Source organism: Variovorax flavidus (assembly GCF_030317145.1).
GTDB lineage: Bacteria > Pseudomonadota > Gammaproteobacteria > Burkholderiales > Burkholderiaceae_C > Variovorax > Variovorax flavidus.
Map to the genome: position 1 here is coordinate 204,606 of NZ_JASZYE010000006.1, position 16,968 is coordinate 221,573.

Consider the following 16,968-nt stretch of genomic DNA (forward strand, 5'->3'; position numbering starts at 1 on the left):
TTCAGCCGCGCCGGCTGGCCTGGTACAGGCCTTCCACCTTCGGCACGTTCGCCTGCAGCACCTTGATCCGGTCCGGCCCGCTCGGATGCGTCGAGAGGAAACCAAGCGCACCTTCGCTCTTCGACGCCTTCGCCATCTTGGTCCACAGCGACACCGAAGCCCTCGGGTCGTAGCCCGCACGCGCCGCCAGTTCGAGGCCGACCAGGTCGGCGTCGGTCTCATCGCTGCGGCTGAACTTCAGCGTGATGAGCTGGGTGCCGGCCCGCGCCGCCAGGTCGCCGGCCTGGCCCAGGCCGAGCAACTGGGCGGTGATCGACAGCACTGCCCCCGTCCCCGCGTTCTTCGCAAGCCGCGCCCGCGCATGCTCGCGCAGGGCGTGCGCCATCTCGTGGCCCATGACCATCGCGATCTCGTCGTCGGTGAGCTTCAACTGATCGAGGATGCCGGTGAAGAAAGCGATCTTGCCGCCCGGCATGCAGAAGGCATTGATCTGCTTGCTGCCGATCAGGTTGACTTCCCACTTCCAGGAAGCAGCGCGCGGGTTCCACTGGGCGGTGAAGGGAATGATCTTCCTGGCAATGGCACGCAGACGCTGCAATGAGGCATTGCCGTCGGGAGCGAGCGCGCCCTTGGCCCGGGCCTGCGCCAGGAGCTGGTGATATTGCTGGACACCGGCCTGCTCGATGTTCTCCGCAGGGACGATGTTGCGCGCCATCGACGCCTCGCCGACGTCGACCTGCGCCAGTGCGGGCGCGGCCACGAAGGTGCCCGCCGCCAGCAGGAATGCACGTCGACCGTGCGGGGGACCGGAATGAAACTCGCAGAGCAAACACATGCGGGAATAATAAGGAGCCCCCAACGACACTTGCTCAATGCCCGCACCATCGGCTGACGAAGCCCCACCTTCCCTGCCCTGGCGCGACGCGCTCAAGGTCTATCTCGAACCTGCGACGCTGCGCATGCTGGCGCTGGGCTTTTCCGCGGGGCTGCCGCTGCTGCTGGTGCTCGGCACGTTGAGCTTCCGGCTGCGCGAGGCGGGGGTCGATCGCACGACGATCGGCTTCCTGAGCTGGGTGGGGCTCGCCTATGGCTTCAAGTGGGTCTGGGCACCGCTGGTGGACCGGCTTCCGATTCCGCCGCTGACCACGCTGCTCGGGCGCCGGCGCGGCTGGCTGTTGCTGGCTCAACTGGCTGTCATCGCCGGGCTCGCAGGCATGGCCTACAACGATCCGCGCGATGGCCTGCCGCCGCTGGTCTGGTGCGCCTTGCTGGTCGCGTTCGGCTCGGCCACGCAGGACATTGCGCTCGACGCCTTCCGCATCGAATCCGCCGCCGCGCGCAAGCAGGCCGCCCTGGCCGCCGCCTACCAGACGGGCTACCGGCTCGCGATGATCTGGGCCGGCGCCGGCGTGCTGTGGGTTGCCGCCTGGGCCGAACTGCCCGGCCTCGTCGGCTACCAGAACAACGCCTGGAAGACGGCCTATCTCGTGATGGCCGCATCGATGGCGGTGGGCGTGCTCACCGTGCTGCTGTCGCCCGAACCCGCGCGGGTCGCACTGCCCCAGCCCAAGACGGTGGGCGCCTGGCTGCAGAGCGTGCTGATCGAACCCTTCGCCGACTTCATCCGCCGCTACCAGTGGCAGGCGGTGCTGATCCTGTCGCTGATCGCCGTCTACCGGATCAGCGACGTGGTGATGGGCATCATGGCCAACCCGTTCTATGTCGACATGGGCTTCACCAAGGACGAGGTCGCGACGGTCAGCAAGATCTATGGCGTGATCATGACGCTGGTCGGCGCCTTCGTCGGCGGCGTGCTGTCGATGCGGCTCGGCGTGATGCGGGTGCTCATGCTGGGCGCGGTGCTGAGCGCTGCGAGCAACCTGCTCTTCGCCGGCCTGGCCACGCGCGGCCACGACCTGACCGCGCTGGTGCTGGTCGTGTCGGCCGACAACCTGGCCGGCGGCATCGCTTCGGCGGCCTTCATCGCCTACCTGTCGAGCCTGACCAACATCACTTACTCCGCGACGCAGTACGCGCTCTTCAGCTCGTTGATGCTGCTGCTGCCGAAGTTCATCGCGGGCTATTCGGGCAAGTTCGTCGACCTCTACGGGTATCACGCCTTCTTTGTCGGCACGGCGGCGCTGGGCGTGCCGGTGCTGCTGCTGGTGGCGCTGGCGTCGCGGACGCATGGCAACGGGCGGGTGGCGCCCCAAGGGTCGTCCAGCGCGACGACCACCTGAAGTGGCGCCATAATGGATCCATTTTGGAGCCACTGTGGCAAATCTCTCGGTGAAGGACGTTCCGGAGGAACTGGCTGAGCGGCTGCGGCAGCGCGCTGCGCGCAACCATCGCTCGTTACAGGGCGAGCTGATGGCCATCATCGAACAGGCAGCCAACGAAACAGAAGCGCGGTCGGTCGCCACCCCAGCGGCTCCCGCCGCGCGCGGCCCGGACGCCGGGTGGAACGCCCGCCGCGTGGTCCGGCGCGGGAGCAAGTCCATCGAGCAGATCGCCGCCGAGCATCGCGACCGCTTCCCGCAACCCATCGCGTCCGGCCCGAGCGCCGTCGACATCATTCGCGCAGACCGGGACGCCCGGTGAGCGCCGCACCGAACCCTCTTTTCGTCGCCGAGCCGCCGGCGTCGTACCGGATGCGACCGCCCCTGGTAGTGGACTGCAGCGCCCTGAGCGCCATCCTGTTCGATGAACCCGCGCGCGACGAAGCCTTGGCACGGCTCGCCGGCTTCAGCCTGCACGCGCCGAACCTGCTCGATCACGAGATCGTCAGCGTGGCGCTCAAGAAGCGGCAACAGGATTGGCCTTCGGATTCCGTCGCCCTGGCGCTGGCCGACTATGTCGAGTACGACCTCGAACTGCATCCGGTCGATCCGGGCGCGCAGTACCAGCTCGCGGCCCGCTACGCGCTGTCGGCCTGCGACGCAGCCTATCTCTGGCTCGCGGCGGAACTCAAGGCACCGCTGGCAACCTTCGACCAGAAGCTCGCGACGGCGGCCCAGGCCCATCTGGGCGCGTTGCCCTGAGCCTTCGGCCGGGGCGCGTGGCCCTTGCGCCACATGCCCACCCTGCGACAAGCCGGGACATTCGCCGACGTCGCCCTGCCGGGCCGGCTGGTACGCTGTGATGTTTTGCACGCTACCGTTATTTATTCATCCACCCCACCGTGACACCTTCACGCATACCCCCCTTGCAGATCAGCGCCTTCACCGCGACCTCGTCGGTCGGTGTGGGCAAGACCGCCCTTCTTTCAGCACTCGAACAGTCTCGCAGCGGCCTGCGCGCCAATGACTTCGGCCCGACGCCGCTGCCGACCTGGATCGGGCGCGTCGATGGACTCGAAGAACTTCGGCTGCCGGAGCAGCTGGCGAGCTGGGACTGCCGCAACAACCGGCTGGCATGGCTCGGCCTGCAGGCTGACGGCTTCTTGGACGCAGTGGCGGCCGCGCGCAAGCGCTACGGGCCGGCCCGCATCGCGCTGATCCTCGGCACCTCGACGTCGAGCATCGGTGAGACGGAGGAGGCCTACACCCGGCTCGACGACGGAGCATTCCCCGCCGACCAGCGCCGGCCGAAGGTCCACACGCCCCATTCGCTCACGATGTTCGTCCAGGACGCGCTGGGCCTCGAAGGTCCGGCCGAGACGATCTCGACCGCCTGCTCGTCGAGCGCCAAGGTGTTCGCGTCGGCCGAGCGGCTGATCCGCCTCGGTCTGGTCGACGCAGCCGTGGTCGGCGGCGTGGACACGCTGTGCGGCAGCGTGCTGTTCGGCTTCAATTCGCTCGAACTGGTGTCGCCCGAGCCCTGCCGGCCCTTCGACGCCGGCCGCAACGGCATCAGCCTGGGCGAGGCCGCCGGCTTCGCGCTGGTCGAACGCGGCCCCGGCAAGCTCGAACTGCTGGGCTATGGCGAAGCGAGCGACGCGCATCACATGTCGACGCCCCATCCCGAGGGCCTGGGCGCTGAAAAGGCCATGGACGACGCGCTCGCGCGTGCCGGCCTGAAGACCGACGCCATCGACTACATCAACATGCACGGCACCGCCAGCACGAAGAACGACGAAGTCGAAGGCGCGCTGGTCGCACGGCGCTTCCCCGACACCACCCATGCCAGCTCGACCAAGGGCTTCACGGGCCACACGCTGGGTGCGGCGGGCATCGTCGAGGCCGTCATCAGCCTGCTGGCCATCGAAACCGGCCTGAAGCCGGGCACCGTGAACACCACCACGCTCGATGCCGAGTGCGGGCCGCAGATCAAGCTACAACCCGCACGCGGCGAGGTGCGCTACGCACTGAGCAATTCCTTCGGCTTCGGCGGCAACAACTGCTCGCTGGTCTTCGGCAAGGGAGCCGCGGCATGAGCGCGCACAAGACCCCCACTCTCTACATCGAAGGTCCGGCTTTCTGGTCGCCCAGCCTGCCCGGATGGGAACTCGCGAGCGCCGTGTTCCGTGGCGAAGCCGCGCCGGCCGATCCGCCGGCCAAGCGGCCTTCGCCGCAAGTGCTCGCGCCTGCCGAACGGCGCCGCGCGCCCGACACGGTGGCGCTGGCGCTTGAAGTTGCAGCCGCGGCGGTCGCTGCCTCGGGCCGCAATGCGGCGGACCTGCCGTGCGTCTTCGCTTCGGCGCACGGCGATCTCGGCATCAACGACTACATGTGCAGCACGCTGGCGAGCGATCCGAAACTGCTGTCGCCGATCAAGTTCCACAACTCGGTGCACAACGCGGCCGTGGGCTACTGGACGATCGGCACCGGCTGCATGGCAGCCAGCAACTCGCTGACCGCCTACGAAAGCACCTTCGCCTCCGGCCTGCTCGAAGCGGCTGCGCAATGCGCGGCCGACCAGCGCGCGGTGCTGCTGGCCGGCTACGACATGCCTGCCGTGGGCGCGCTCGCCTCGGTGACCGCAAGCCGCGACCTGCTCGCAGTGGCGCTCGTGATCTCGCCGAAACGCACCGAACGCACCGTCGCCGCCTTCGAATGGACGCTCGCGCCCGGCGCGGCGTCGGCGCCGGCCCTGCGCACCGACGCTGCGCGTGCACTGCAAGTCAATGCGATGGCGGACGCACTGCCTCTGTTCGAAGCACTCGCACGCGGCAAGGCCGAATCGCTCACGCTGCCGCTGTCGGCCGCGCTGTCGTTGCAACTGGACCTGCAGCCCGAACTGCAGCTCGAAGCGCAGAGCTGAAGCCCATGGCCGCGATCCTCCGCCAGCACGATGTCGTGATCATGGGCGGGGGACTCGCGGGGCTTACGCTGGCGCTGCAGCTCAAGCGGCGCTTCGCCGACATCGACGTGCTGGTGCTGGAGCGCCGCGCACATCCGGTGCCGCACGCGGCGCACAAGGTGGGCGAGTCCTCGGTCGAGATCGGCGCCCACTACTTCGACACGGTGCTCGGCCTCAGGCCGCACATGCACGGCGCGCAGCTGCGCAAGTTCGGCTTCCGTTTCTTCTTCAGCGAGGGCCGGCGCGACATCGACCAGGTGACCGAGGTCGGCGCCAGCCGCTACCTCTCGGTGCCGAGCTACCAGATCGATCGCGGCATCTTCGAGAACTACCTGGCCGAGGAGGCTGCGCGCAACGGCGTGCGCTTCATCGACAGCGCGATGGTGCGCCTGATCGACCTGGCCGAGGACGCGCACCAGTCGCATCGCATCGAATGGTCGCAGGGCGGCTCAACGCATGTCGCCCAGGCCCGCTGGCTGATCGATGCTTGCGGACGCGCCGGCATGCTCAAGCGCAAGCTCGGCCTCGCGCAGCCCAATGCGCACGATTGCAATGCGGTGTGGTTCCGCGTCGGCGACCGAATCACGATCGACGAGTGGTCGGACGACCCGGCATGGCGCGCGCGCTGCGAACCGCAGGCGCGCTGGCTTTCGACCAACCACCTGGTCGGCGCGGGCTACTGGGTCTGGCTGATTCCACTGGCGTCGGGCTCGCACTCGGTCGGCATCGTGGCCGACCCGCGCCTGCACCCGCTCGACACGATGGACACCTTCGACAAGGCGATGCTGTGGTTCCAGACGTGGCAGCCTCGCCTCTATGACGAGCTCGACGGCAAGCGCCACCTGCTGCAGGACTTCGCGTTCTTCCGCAATTTTTCGTACGGGTGCAAGCAGGTGTTCTCGGGCCAGCGCTGGGCGCTGACCGGCGAGGCGGGGCTGTTTCTCGACCCGTTCTATTCGCCGGGCAGCGATTTCATCGCCGTGGGCAACACCTACATCACCGACCTGATCGCGCACGACCGCGCCGGGCATGCGCTGGCGGCACGGGCCCAGCTCTACGACCAGATCTACCACTCGTTCTACGAGAGCACGCTCGCGCTCTACACCGACCAGTACCCGCTCTTCGGCGATCCGGAGGTGCTGCCGGTCAAGGTGATCTGGGACTACACCTACTACTGGGGCGTGCTGTCGCAGATCTTCTTCCAGCAGCGACTCACCGACCTGGCGCTGCTGGGCAGCCTGCGCGAGGAGCTGCAGCATTGCCAGCGGCTCAACTTCGCGATGCAGGATTTCCTGCGCGCCTGGTCCGGGGTCAGCCGGCGGCGCAACCGGCCGGTGATGCTCGACCAGGCGGCCCTGCCCTGGTTTGCCGAACTCAATCGCAGCCTGAACGATCGACTGGACGACGACGCCTTCAAGGCGCGCATGCGGGCTTCGGCCGAACAACTGCGCGCACTGGCAGTGGAGATCCTCGAGCGCGCGAGGCACGACAATCCGACTCTCGCGGCCGGCGACCTCGGCGCCTTGCTGGCGGAGACGGCCAGCCGGCACCGCCCGGACGCCCCGCTGGAAACGATGCTTTTCGAGGCGGGATAGAAAGCCCGGCAACGGCGACGTTTACGCAACTTTACGCAGCGTTCAAGCCTGCTTGGCGCCGCGGGGAGAACCTAGGACTTGAGACGCTGGCCCTTCCTCGAGGCCACACCGCAGCGCCCCAAGCGCGAAGGACAATCACCCATGAGCACCCCCCAACTCCTGATGATCGAAGACGACACCCGCCTGGCGCAGATGGTGGGCGAGTACCTGACCCAGTCCGGTTTCGGCTTCACCCACGCGGCCGATGGCGCCAGCGGGCTCGAGCAGTTGCAGCAACGATCGCCCGACCTCGTCATCCTCGACCTGATGCTGCCGGATACCGACGGCCTGGAGATCTGCCGCCGCATCCGCGCGCTGCCCAACGGCCTCGCCAAGGTCTCGGTGCTGATGCTCACCGCCAAGGGCGACCCTATGGACCGCATCATCGGCCTCGAGATCGGCGCCGACGACTACCTGCCCAAGCCCTTCGAGCCGCGCGAACTGCTCGCCCGCATCCGAGCGGTGCTGCGCCGGCGCGGCGAGACCGCGGCCGATGCCAGCGCGCCTTCCGTGCTGCGCTTCGGCTCGCTGGAAATCGACCGCAACGCCCGCACGGTCACCGTCGGCGGCGAACCCGCGGACCTCACCTCCTACCAGTTCGACCTGCTGGTCGCGATGGCCGAGCGCGCTGGCCGCGTGCTCACACGCGACCAGATCATGGAAGCCGTGCGCGGCCGCGAGCTCGAAGCTTTCGACCGCTCGATCGACGTCCACATGGGCCGCATCCGCGCCGCGATCGAAGTCGACGCCAAGAATCCCAAGCGCATCCTGACGGTGCGCGGCGTGGGCTACGTGTTCGCCAAGCAGCACGACTGACGCGATGCTGCTCAAGCTCTACAGGCGGCATCTCTATGTCCGCATCTGGCTGGCGGTGGTCGCCGGCGTGTTCATCCTCACGCTGACGGCCAACTGGATCGTTCGCGAAGCCGCCGAGAACGAGCGCGAGCGACTGGCCCCCGTGCCGCGCGAAGTGGTCGTGCTCGACGGCAAGGACCAGCCCATCGGCCACGGCAAGGCGATGCGCGTGCCGGGCCAGGGACTCGAATTCGACGTCACGCTCAACGACGGGCGCGCACTCTCGCTGCAGGTGGCGCCGCGCGAACGCCCACCGGGCGGCGGCATGTCGCCCTGGCGCACACCCTTCGGGCTGGGCTGGATGGTGGCGCTGGTCGGCGTCGCCGTCGCTCTGGGCGTCTACCCCATCGTGCGCCGCCTGACCAAGCGGCTCGAAACACTGCAGCGGGGCGTACAGCGCTGGGGCGAGGGCGACCTGTCGGTGCGCGTCGCCGAAGAGGGGCAGGACGAAGTAGCCGATCTTTCCAACGGATTCAACTCCGCCGCGGCACGCATCGAGGAACTGGTGCGCTCGCACAAGTCGCTGCTCGCCAACGCTTCGCATGAACTGCGCTCCCCGCTCACGCGCATCCGCATGGGCCTGGAACTGATGGGCGACCGGCCCAGCCCCGGCGCACGCGAGGAGATCTCGCGCAACATCGGCGAGCTCGACCAGCTGATCGACGAGATCCTGCTCGCGAGCCGGCTCGACGCGAAGGAAGCCGACATGGGCACGGTCGAGACGGTCGACCTCACGGGGCTGGCGGCCGAGGAATGCGCGCGCGTCGATGCTGACCTGGAAGTCAGGGAGGGCACGAACAGCGACGCCCTCACCGTGCGCGGCGTGCCGCGCCTGTTGCGGCGGGCGATCCGCAATCTGCTCGAGAACGCGCGTCGCTACGGCGCCGGCGAGACCAGCGTGGAGATCGGCAGTCGGGCCGGCCAGGCGGAGATTCGCGTCAATGACCGCGGCCCCGGCGTGCCCGCCGCGCTGCGCGACCGCATCTTCGAGCCCTTCTACCGCCTGCCCGGCGCGAGCGAGCGCAACGGCGGCGTGGGCCTCGGTCTCGCGCTGGTGAAGTCGATCACCGAGCGCCACGGCGGCAGCGTGCGCTGCGAAGACCGCCCCGGCGGCGGCGCGAGCTTCGTCATCACATTGCCGCACTAGGCTCCTCCCCCAGGCTTCGCGCACTTCGTGTCGCTTCGCCTACCCCCTCGCTGGGGGCAACACCGGCGGGCCGGCGGAGCCGGACCCGCGGTGTTTCACGAACGGGACGCGGCTGGGGGCGCCACTAGAATTCCGGCGATGCAGAGATCGAGACTCGTCGGGCCCGCGGCCATGTTCTGGGGGCTGACGGTGTTCATGCCGGTTGGCGTGACGTACGTTGCGGCCGTGCTGCTGCTGATCACGCTCGTGGTTGCCGGCGGCTGGCGCGAGCGGGCGATCCGGCTGCGCAACAACCCGATGTGGTGGCCCGTCATGGCCTACGTGGCGTGGACGCTGGTCATCCTGGCGCTGGGGCCCTACTACCCCGAGACCGCGTCGAACCTGTTCCACGGCCTGCGCATCGCGGCCACCGTGCTGATGGCGCTGGCGCTCACGCGCGAAGAGGCCATCTGGGCCGTGCGCGGCTTCTGGATCATGGGGCTCGTCAACATGGTCATGATCGCCCTGTACTACACGGTCGGCTTTCCGATGCTGGAGCCGTGGCGCGGCGTGCTGATCCTGATCGGCAACAAGTCGATCAGCAATGCCCTTCTGTTCACCATCATGGCCGCGACCGCAGCGGTGTATGGGCTCAAGGCGCTCTCCGAGCATCGTCCCGGCCGGGCCACCCTGGCCTTTGCGCTGATTCCGGCAGTGATCGCGATCATCACCTTCACCCTGCCTTCGCGCACCTCGCTGCTGGCGCTTCTGCTGGCGATCCCTGCTGCCTGCGTGCATCAATGGCGCCGGCAACTCAAGGTGCTGGCGGTGGTGCTGATGGTGGGCGGCGTGGTCGCAGCGGCCGGGCTGTGGAACTCACCCGTGGTGCAACAGAAGTTCGCGGTCGGCATCCAGGAGATCGAGGCGGCGCAGGCGGGCGAGATCTCGGAGGCCAGTTGGGTGGTGCGCTACTACATGTACCGCGACACCGCCCGCATGATCATCGACCGGCCCTTCGCGGGCTGGGGCATCGGCGGCTGGACCGAGCAGTGGCACCTGCGCGGGCCGAAGCTGCTGGACTACAAGAACATGCCCCACAACGACTTCCTGTGGATGGGCGCGCAGAGCGGCGTGCCCGGCGCGCTCAGCCTGCTGGCGATCATCCTCATGAGCGTCTGGGTCGCGTGGAAGCGGGACGACATGGCCGGGCGCTACGCCTTCGTCGCGACGCTCATCGTGCTGATCGCCACCATGGTGAACTCCGCGCTGCGCGACGCGCAGATCGGGCTCGCAATCCTGTGGGTGGGGATGGTCTACCTGCGGCTGGCGCAGGAGCCGGGCGATTCGTGGCGCGGACTGGTGCCGCGCCGCGAAGAACGTGTCAGTGGTGGTGTCCCACCGCTTCGCCCGCTTTGAGGCGGTACACCGTGCCGCAATAAGGGCACTTGGCTTCGCCCGTGCGGGCCACGTCGAGATAGACCTTCGGATGCGCGCTCCACAGCGGCATGTCGGCCTTGGGGTTCGGGCAGAAAACGCCGCCCTGGTCGTTCAGGTCCTTGGCGAGCAGTTCGATCACGGATTTGGGGCTGGACATGGGCTTCAGACCTTCGTGAGCCAGTGGGCGTACTTGGGATTGCGTCCGTTCACGATGTCGAAGAACGCGTTCTGGATCTTCTCGGTGACGGGGCCGCGCGATCCGATGCCGATCTCGACACGGTCGAGTTCGCGGATCGGCGTGACTTCGGCCGCCGTGCCGGTGAAGAAGGCTTCGTCGGCGATGTAGACCTCGTCGCGCGTGATGCGCTTCTGCACGACTTCGATGCCGAGGTCCTTGCAGATGTGCAGGATCGTGTTGCGCGTGATGCCGTTGAGCGCGCCGGCCGACAGGTCGGGCGTGTAGACCACGCCGCCCTTGACCACGAACACGTTCTCGCCCGCGCCTTCGGAGACGAAGCCGCTCGAATCGAGCAGCAGGGCCTCGTCGTAGCCGTCGTCCAGCGCTTCCATGTTGGCGAGGATCGAGTTGCTGTAGTTGCTCACCGCCTTGGCCTGCGTCATCGTGATGTTGACGTGGTGGCGCGTGAAGCTGGAGGTCTTGACGCGGATGCCGCGCTTCATGCCCTCGTCGCCGAGGTACGCACCCCACGACCAGGCCGCGACCATTGCGTGGATGCGGTTGCCCTTGGGGCTGACGCCGAGCTTTTCGGAGCCGATCCACACCAATGGGCGCAGGTAGCAGCTGTCGAGCTTGTTCTCGCGCACCACCTGTTTCTGGGCCTCGTTGACCTGCTCGGGCGTGAACGGGATCTTCATGCGCAGGATCTTGGCGCTGTTGAAGAGGCGTTCGGTGTGCTCGGCCAGGCGGAAGATCGCGGTGCCATTGACCGTGTTGTAGGCGCGGACGCCCTCGAAAACGCCGCAGCCGTAGTGCAGCGTGTGGGTCAGCACGTGGATCTTGGCTTCGCGCCAGTCCACGAGATCACCGTCCATCCAGATCTTGCCGTCACGGTCGTCCAGTGCGGGGGGCAGCGCGCTCATGTTCTTGGTCCTCAGGCGTTGGTATGTCGCAAAAGCTTTCGATTTTACGGCGGCGCCCGTTTCCACCGCACCGACAATGCACAGCTTTGCCAACAACCAGCCACCAAAGGGTTTCAGTGTCCGTCTTCAAGAACGTCATCGTCTACCGCATCGAAGCGACGTGGTCGCAGTCGCTCGACCAGGTCGAGCAGGGTCTCGGCACGCAGCGCTTCGTCCCCTGCAGCCCCTCGCAGGAAAAATCCGCCGGCTGGGTCGAACCCCGCGGCCAGGAACATGGCCCGCTCGCCGAATCCATCGGCGGCCAGTGGCTGCTCGAATTCATGGTCGAAACCAAGGCCCTGCCGGCTTCCGTCGTGCGCCGCAAGGTCGAGGAACGCGCCGCGCAGATCGAGGCCACCACCGGCCGCAAGCCCGGCAAGAAGGAAAAGAAGGAGCTCAAGGAAGACATCACCCTCGAGCTGCTGCCCCTGGCCTTCACCCGCCACGCCCGCGTCGCGGTGTGGATCGACCCGGCCGCGCGCCGGCTCGTCGTCAACTCCAGCAACGCGGCACGCGCCGATGAAGTGGTGACGAACCTGGTGAAGGCGCTCGACGGCTTTGCCGTGTCGCTCGTCAACACGCAGATCGAGCCCGCCGTCGCCATGTCGGAGTGGCTGTCGAGCCAGGAACCGCCCGCCGGCTTCACCATCGACCGCGAATGCGAACTCAAGGCCAGCGACGAATCGAAGGCCGTTGTGCGCTACGCCAAGCACCCGCTCGACATCGAGGAGGTGCGCCAGCACATCGCCGACGGCAAGCGCCCGACCCGGCTCGCGATGACATGGGACGACCGCGTGTCCTTCGAGCTGACCGAAGGCCTGCAGATCCGCAAGATCGTGTTCCTCGAAGGCACGCTGGACGATGCGCCGGCTTCTTCTTCGGGAGGCAAGGAAGACAACTTCGACGCGGATGCCGCGATCGCGACCGGTGAACTCGGGCAGCTCGTGCCGGAATTGCTGGAAGCCCTGGGCGGCGAGATGCGGCTGGGTACGGCATCGGCCGATGCGGCGCCTGCTGCTACTGCAGGCGCGCAGGCGAAGTCCGATGCCGAGGAAGCGCTGGCCGACGAATCGGCGCCGTTCTAGACCGGCGGCCGCAGCGCGTCGGTCGCGCCCGGTTTGATGGCGTCGGCGCTCGACTCATCGGACCGGGGCGCATCGTCCTCGGGCTGCTGGGGCCGCACCAGCGTCCATTCGGTGAGCTTGCCGCCCACGAAAGTCGCGTCGACCCACGAGCCGCCGGCATCGGTCCAGCGGAACACTTCGGGCTGAGTGTTCTCGGGCGTGCGAAGCTCGCCGAGCGCGCGCGTCATCGCGACCACGTGCAGCAGATTGACCTTCGGCTTCAATTTGGCATTGAGCATCACCGCGCTCGCGACGGTGCCCATGGGGCGGTCGGTGGCGCGCTTGAGCACCTGCATCGCGCGGTTGAAATGCAGCAGCAGGAACATGACGATCGCGCCGCCAACGAGAGCGACGCCGGCCCAGCCGTAGCTGCGATAGGCCACGCCGAGCAGGATCAGTCCGCCGACGGGGACGAGGATTCTTCCGAAATTCATGCGCGGATTGTCGCTCGGCGCCCAGCCGCTTACGGACGCTTGCGCAAGAACATATGCGTGGCCCGCTCGCCGGCGACGCTTTCCGAGCACTCGTAGCCCAAGGCAGGCAGGTCGAGCCCCTGGAAAAGATGCTCCCCTGCACCGAGGAGCACGGGCCGAACGGCCAGATGCAGCTCATCGATCAGCCCCGCGCCCAGGTACTGCCGCACCGTGGACACGCCACCCCCGAGACGCACATCGCGGCCACCCGCTGCGGCCTTCGCCTGCTCCAGAGCCGCGTGAATGCCTTCGGTGACGAAGCGGAACTCCGTGCCTCCCGCCATCGCGAGCGGCGCGCGCGGATGGTGTGTGAGCACGAACACGGGGGTGTGATACGGCGGCTCATCGCCCCACCAGCCCTTCCAGCTGTCATCCGGCCATGGGCCGCGAACCGGCCCGAACATGTTGCGTCCGAGGATCCATGCGCCGACGCAGTCGAAGCCCTGCTCCGCGAGGCGGTTGTCGACGCCCGTCTCGCCAGCGCCCTGGCCGGACATGTTGAGCCACATGCGGGTATGGAAGAGCCATTCCATCAGCTCGGGGCCGCGAATGCCGAGCGGGTTCTGAAGATCCTGGCTCGGACCGGCGCCGTAGCCGTCGAGGGAGACGCTGAAACTTTGAACGCGGAGTTTGGGCATGCGAGGGCTCCTTGCCGATAGCCCTCTACTATCCCACTACCGGCGCGAAGGCGTCGCGCCCGTCGGGTAGACCCGCTGCCAGCTCGTGCCCCTCGGCTTGTGCGAGAGGCGGCCGTCCCATTGAAATGGGTCCTTGCCGTCCCAGGCAGTTTTTTCCATGGCTTCGACCAGGGTCGGACGCAGCGTCTCCTTGTCCAGGTTGTAGCGCGCGTAGTAGCCCGCGTCGCCCATGCCCCGCGCCTGGGCCCACTCGACCAGTTGACCGCGTTGCGGGCCACGGCCACGGTTGTAGATGTCGAAGCGCGAGGAGCCATCGGGATGCGGGAAGCGAATGGCTGCAATGGTGGCCGGCAGCTTCCGCTCGTCGTAGTCGAAGAAGATCGAGGACAGGTTGTAGGCGCCGGAACCGCAGGGCACCTCCAGCAAGAAGCGACCGCGCTGCCACGGATGGAAGACCGCCTGGCGGGACCAGTTTCGCTTCCAGAGCAGCGTGACCCATTGGTACAGGTTTGCAGCGCCTGAAGCCATGTCATTGCAGACGTCCGCATAGTCGGCCACCGGCAGGCTATTCAAGGCCTTTGCGCAGGCGCGCACGAAGGCAAGCTCGCCGTAGCGCACCAATGCCAATTCGTTGCATTGGAATTCCCGAATCTCGATGGTGCGGCGCAGTGCCGTCACTTCGCCAGCGGCATGGACTGGGGCGCTGGAGGCCAAGACTATGACGGCAAATGCTGCGGCAGTTTTCATCGAGGGCGAGAGCGAAAGGAAAACGGCCAGCCTACCGGCGCCCGGAAGCAATTGGCGACGCCTAATCATCGGAATAATCTGAAAGTGACGATGCGAAGTTATTTGAGTCGTGAGTTGCGCAATGCCACGAGATAGACCGAAGAAACGCGCCGACATAATCCGGCGCCCGACGCAGTCGCCCGGGTCACTAAAACTCTTACGGATAACTCAATGACGCTGTCACATCACCGTACTGTCTCTCTCCTTCGCCTGTCTCTCGCTGCCACGCTCGCGAGCACCGTGCTCACTGGGTGCTACGTGGTTCCGATCGGACAACCCGCTCCCCACGCACCGCCAACGCAGAGCTACGCCGTGGCACCGATGCCGGTCACGCAGACTTTCAGCGCGCGGCTCTATCCGTCCAATGCGGAAGCGACGCGATATGGCTCCATCGCCGGCACGGTGACCAGCGACCTGAACGGGCGTGGACACATCAGCGCACAGATCGGCGACGAACAGTTCCGGGGAGAGGCCACGCGCGTCCCCGGCTCAAGCGGCGGCGGCGTGGCGAATGCAGCCGGAAGCCGTGGCGGCATGCTGAATTGCAAGTACGCGATGAACTCGGCCTCGGTGGGTTCCGGGCAATGCGTGCTCAACAACGGGCCGGCGTTCACGATGCACATCGGAGGCTGAGAGGCATCCAGAGCCAATGCGGGGCCGGCAAGCGCAGAACTCAGTGGCTACGGCACCGCATTGGCAACGATGAGCCGCGAGGTCGCGCGTGTAGCGCCGACGTAGAACAAGCGCATCTCCTCCAGCGGATCGGTGTCCTCGGCGCCGGCCGCACTGGCTGCAATAGCCTGCCGCGCCCCCATCACCGCGACCACCGGAAACTCCAGCCCCTTGCTCGCATGCAGGGTCATCACCTTGATGTGATCGGCCGCCGGATCGAAGTCGCGCGCCCCCTTGCGCACCTTGTGCGGTAGCCGACGATGGCTCAATGCCCGCGCGCATTCATCCATCAACGCCCAACTGCGGCACAACACCGCCATGTCTCCCCATGCATGCCCTTCGTTGTGCGCGCTGGCCATCAGCTCCGCGATACGATCGGCCTGCTCGCGCGGGCTCGGCAGGTCGATGACGATCGGCTCCGGGCCGTCGCGGCCACAGCTCACGGGGTGCAGCAGCGGGATGCCGTCGTCGTCCTTCTCCTGCGGACGCAGCAGCTCCGTCGCCATCGCACTGGCGGCGTTCAGGATCTGGCGGGTGTTGCGGTAGTTGATCTTGAGGATCGTGGTGCGGCCCTGCGCCTGCACGCCGACGCTCTTGAAGCTGAAGGGCTTGCCGCGCCGCTTGTCGTAGATGCTCTGCGCATCGTCGTACAGCAACAGCAGGCTGTTGGTGGTCGGGTCGACCATCTGCGTGACCAGCTTGAGCCATTCGGGCGCGAAGTCATGGCCCTCGTCGACCAGTACGGCGAGGTACTGGCCCGATGGAATCATGCGGCGGTCGACGCCGTCGATGACGTTCTGCACCATCTGCTCCATCATCGCGCCCGTGGGCAGCTTGTTGGACGGCAATGTCTGGCCGAAGGCGACCAACTGGTCGCGGCACCATTTGTGGAAGTGCCGCACATGCACGCGCTCGGTCAGTCCCTTGGCCTGCATCACAGCTTGCAGCTTGACCGCCAGCGGCTCGTTGTAGCAAAGCACGAGCACCGGCTTGGCGGCGTCGGTCGCGGCCTTGGCCAGGTACTCCGCGCGGTAGCCCAGGATCATGGTCTTGCCCGATCCGGCCACGCCGTGGATCACGCGGTGGCCGTCGCCGAGGCTGCGTGCCAACTGCTCCTGCTGCAGGTCCATCACGCGCAGGAAGTCGGGGATGGTCGCGGCTTCATCCGCATCGTCGAATGGTGAAGAAGCGAAGAGCGAGCCCTGCTCTGCCACGCGCACTTCGGGAAACAGGTTCCACCGCACGCGGTCGATCTGGGGCAGCGAGAGCGTGCCGCGCATGAGTTGCGGGAACATGTCCCACAACCGGCTCTGGAAGGACTCGGGCTCGACATCCTCCAGCATCTCGTCGGAGCAGATCACGCGATGCGGCTCGATCGCGCTCCCCAGGCCCGCCGCATCGAACTGCTTGCGTGTGATGCGCGTGAAGACGACGCCGTAGCTCCACGGGAAGGTGAGCATGCCTTGCCACTTGCCCTCGTGAACGATCAGTTGCGCGTCGCGCTTGAGAGCATCGACCACCTGCAGCGTCTGGTGGCGGGCCTGCTCGATGGGGTTGGGCACGCTCTTGGGCACACCGTCGGGCGCGATCATCCAGTCGCCCCGGCTGGCTTTCTGGATGGTGTCGAGGCGCCAGTCCTTGGTCTCCAGGATCAGCAGGCCACGGCGCGGGTGCAGGACGACGAAGTCGGGGTGGCATTGCTTCGGGCCGATGGGGACGTCGAACCAGAGCAGATAGTCGCTGTCGAGCTTCTGCTGCAGGCGCTCGGCGAGACGGCGCTCGCCGGAGGTCATGCGGGCGACGCAGGTGCTGAGGGCGGGGAGCAGGACGGCCATGGAAACG

18 protein-coding genes are annotated in these 16,968 nt (G+C 67.2%); 11 read left to right on the forward strand and 7 right to left on the reverse strand.

Annotation, left to right across the window (positions count from 1 at the left end):
• Position 1: 1 nt before the first annotated feature.
• The gene (locus tag QTH90_RS24685) at positions 2-835 is read right to left on the reverse strand and encodes a M48 family metallopeptidase (RefSeq protein WP_286667200.1); all 834 of its coding nucleotides are present in this window, start codon (positions 833-835) and stop codon (positions 2-4) included.
• A gap of 37 nt (positions 836-872) precedes the next feature.
• Here QTH90_RS24685 and QTH90_RS24690 point away from each other — a divergent pair, with 37 nt between their 5' ends.
• The 9 genes from QTH90_RS24690 to QTH90_RS24730 all read left to right on the forward strand — a co-directional run bounded on the left by QTH90_RS24690 (position 873) and on the right by QTH90_RS24730 (position 10,272).
• Positions 873-2,240 (forward strand): AmpG family muropeptide MFS transporter, encoded by a 1,368-nt coding sequence (locus QTH90_RS24690; RefSeq protein ID WP_286667201.1) that lies wholly within the window; start codon positions 873-875, stop codon positions 2,238-2,240.
• 34 nt (positions 2,241-2,274) lie between these two features.
• Positions 2,275-2,601 (forward strand): FitA-like ribbon-helix-helix domain-containing protein, encoded by a 327-nt coding sequence (locus tag QTH90_RS24695; protein WP_286667202.1) that lies wholly within the window; start codon positions 2,275-2,277, stop codon positions 2,599-2,601.
• Complete coding sequence (locus QTH90_RS24700) at positions 2,598-3,041, forward strand: type II toxin-antitoxin system VapC family toxin (protein WP_286667203.1); 444 nt, start codon at positions 2,598-2,600, stop codon at positions 3,039-3,041. The genes QTH90_RS24695 and QTH90_RS24700 overlap by 4 nt, the downstream gene beginning before the upstream one ends.
• A gap of 155 nt (positions 3,042-3,196) precedes the next feature.
• Entirely contained in the window at positions 3,197-4,375 is a 1,179-nt protein-coding gene (locus QTH90_RS24705) for a beta-ketoacyl-[acyl-carrier-protein] synthase family protein (RefSeq protein WP_286667256.1), read from the forward strand.
• Entirely contained in the window at positions 4,372-5,202 is an 831-nt protein-coding gene (locus QTH90_RS24710) for a beta-ketoacyl synthase chain length factor (RefSeq protein ID WP_286667204.1), read from the forward strand. The genes QTH90_RS24705 and QTH90_RS24710 overlap by 4 nt, the downstream gene beginning before the upstream one ends.
• 5 nt (positions 5,203-5,207) lie before the next feature.
• Positions 5,208-6,836, forward strand: a complete 1,629-nt coding sequence (locus QTH90_RS24715; protein WP_286667205.1) for an NAD(P)/FAD-dependent oxidoreductase — start codon at positions 5,208-5,210, stop codon at positions 6,834-6,836.
• Between the two features lie 141 nt (positions 6,837-6,977).
• Entirely contained in the window at positions 6,978-7,691 is a 714-nt protein-coding gene (locus tag QTH90_RS24720; RefSeq protein ID WP_286667206.1) for a response regulator, read from the forward strand.
• Between the two features lie 4 nt (positions 7,692-7,695).
• Complete coding sequence (locus tag QTH90_RS24725; RefSeq protein WP_286667207.1) at positions 7,696-8,877, forward strand: ATP-binding protein; 1,182 nt, start codon at positions 7,696-7,698, stop codon at positions 8,875-8,877.
• Positions 8,878-9,015: 138 nt separating this feature from the next.
• Positions 9,016-10,272, forward strand: a complete 1,257-nt coding sequence (locus QTH90_RS24730; protein WP_286667208.1) for an O-antigen ligase family protein — start codon at positions 9,016-9,018, stop codon at positions 10,270-10,272.
• Here QTH90_RS24730 and QTH90_RS24735 read toward each other — a convergent pair.
• Positions 10,238-10,450 (reverse strand): zinc-finger domain-containing protein, encoded by a 213-nt coding sequence (locus tag QTH90_RS24735; RefSeq protein WP_286570264.1) that lies wholly within the window; start codon positions 10,448-10,450, stop codon positions 10,238-10,240. The two genes, QTH90_RS24730 and QTH90_RS24735, sit on opposite strands and share 35 nt — an antisense overlap.
• 5 nt (positions 10,451-10,455) lie before the next feature.
• Complete coding sequence (locus QTH90_RS24740; protein WP_286570263.1) at positions 10,456-11,394, reverse strand: branched-chain amino acid transaminase; 939 nt, start codon at positions 11,392-11,394, stop codon at positions 10,456-10,458.
• Between the two features lie 116 nt (positions 11,395-11,510).
• On the opposite strand from QTH90_RS24740, the gene QTH90_RS24745 reads away from it, so the two are divergent.
• Positions 11,511-12,518 (forward strand): recombination-associated protein RdgC, encoded by a 1,008-nt coding sequence (locus QTH90_RS24745; RefSeq protein WP_286667209.1) that lies wholly within the window; start codon positions 11,511-11,513, stop codon positions 12,516-12,518.
• On the opposite strand, the gene QTH90_RS24750 is transcribed toward QTH90_RS24745, so the two are convergent.
• The 3 genes from QTH90_RS24750 to QTH90_RS24760 are packed head-to-tail and all read right to left on the reverse strand — an operon-like array spanning position 12,515 to position 14,382.
• Positions 12,515-12,991 (reverse strand): glycerate kinase, encoded by a 477-nt coding sequence (locus tag QTH90_RS24750; RefSeq protein WP_286570260.1) that lies wholly within the window; start codon positions 12,989-12,991, stop codon positions 12,515-12,517. The genes QTH90_RS24745 and QTH90_RS24750 overlap by 4 nt on opposite strands.
• A 29-nt stretch (positions 12,992-13,020) precedes the next feature.
• Positions 13,021-13,668, reverse strand: a complete 648-nt coding sequence (locus QTH90_RS24755; protein ID WP_286667210.1) for a dihydrofolate reductase family protein — start codon at positions 13,666-13,668, stop codon at positions 13,021-13,023.
• Between the two features lie 36 nt (positions 13,669-13,704).
• Positions 13,705-14,382 (reverse strand): DUF1176 domain-containing protein, encoded by a 678-nt coding sequence (locus QTH90_RS24760; protein WP_286667211.1) that lies wholly within the window; start codon positions 14,380-14,382, stop codon positions 13,705-13,707.
• Between the two features lie 243 nt (positions 14,383-14,625).
• Between QTH90_RS24760 and QTH90_RS24765 the strand changes: the two genes are divergently transcribed.
• On the forward strand, positions 14,626-15,087 hold the full coding sequence (locus tag QTH90_RS24765; RefSeq protein ID WP_286667212.1) for a hypothetical protein: 462 nt from the start codon (positions 14,626-14,628) through the stop codon (positions 15,085-15,087).
• A 47-nt stretch (positions 15,088-15,134) separates the two neighbouring features.
• Here QTH90_RS24765 and QTH90_RS24770 read toward each other — a convergent pair whose 3' ends face one another.
• A complete protein-coding gene (locus QTH90_RS24770) occupies positions 15,135-16,961 on the reverse strand; it encodes a 3'-5' exonuclease (RefSeq protein WP_286667213.1) in 1,827 nt (608 codons plus the stop codon).
• Between the last annotated feature and the right edge of the window lie 7 nt (positions 16,962-16,968).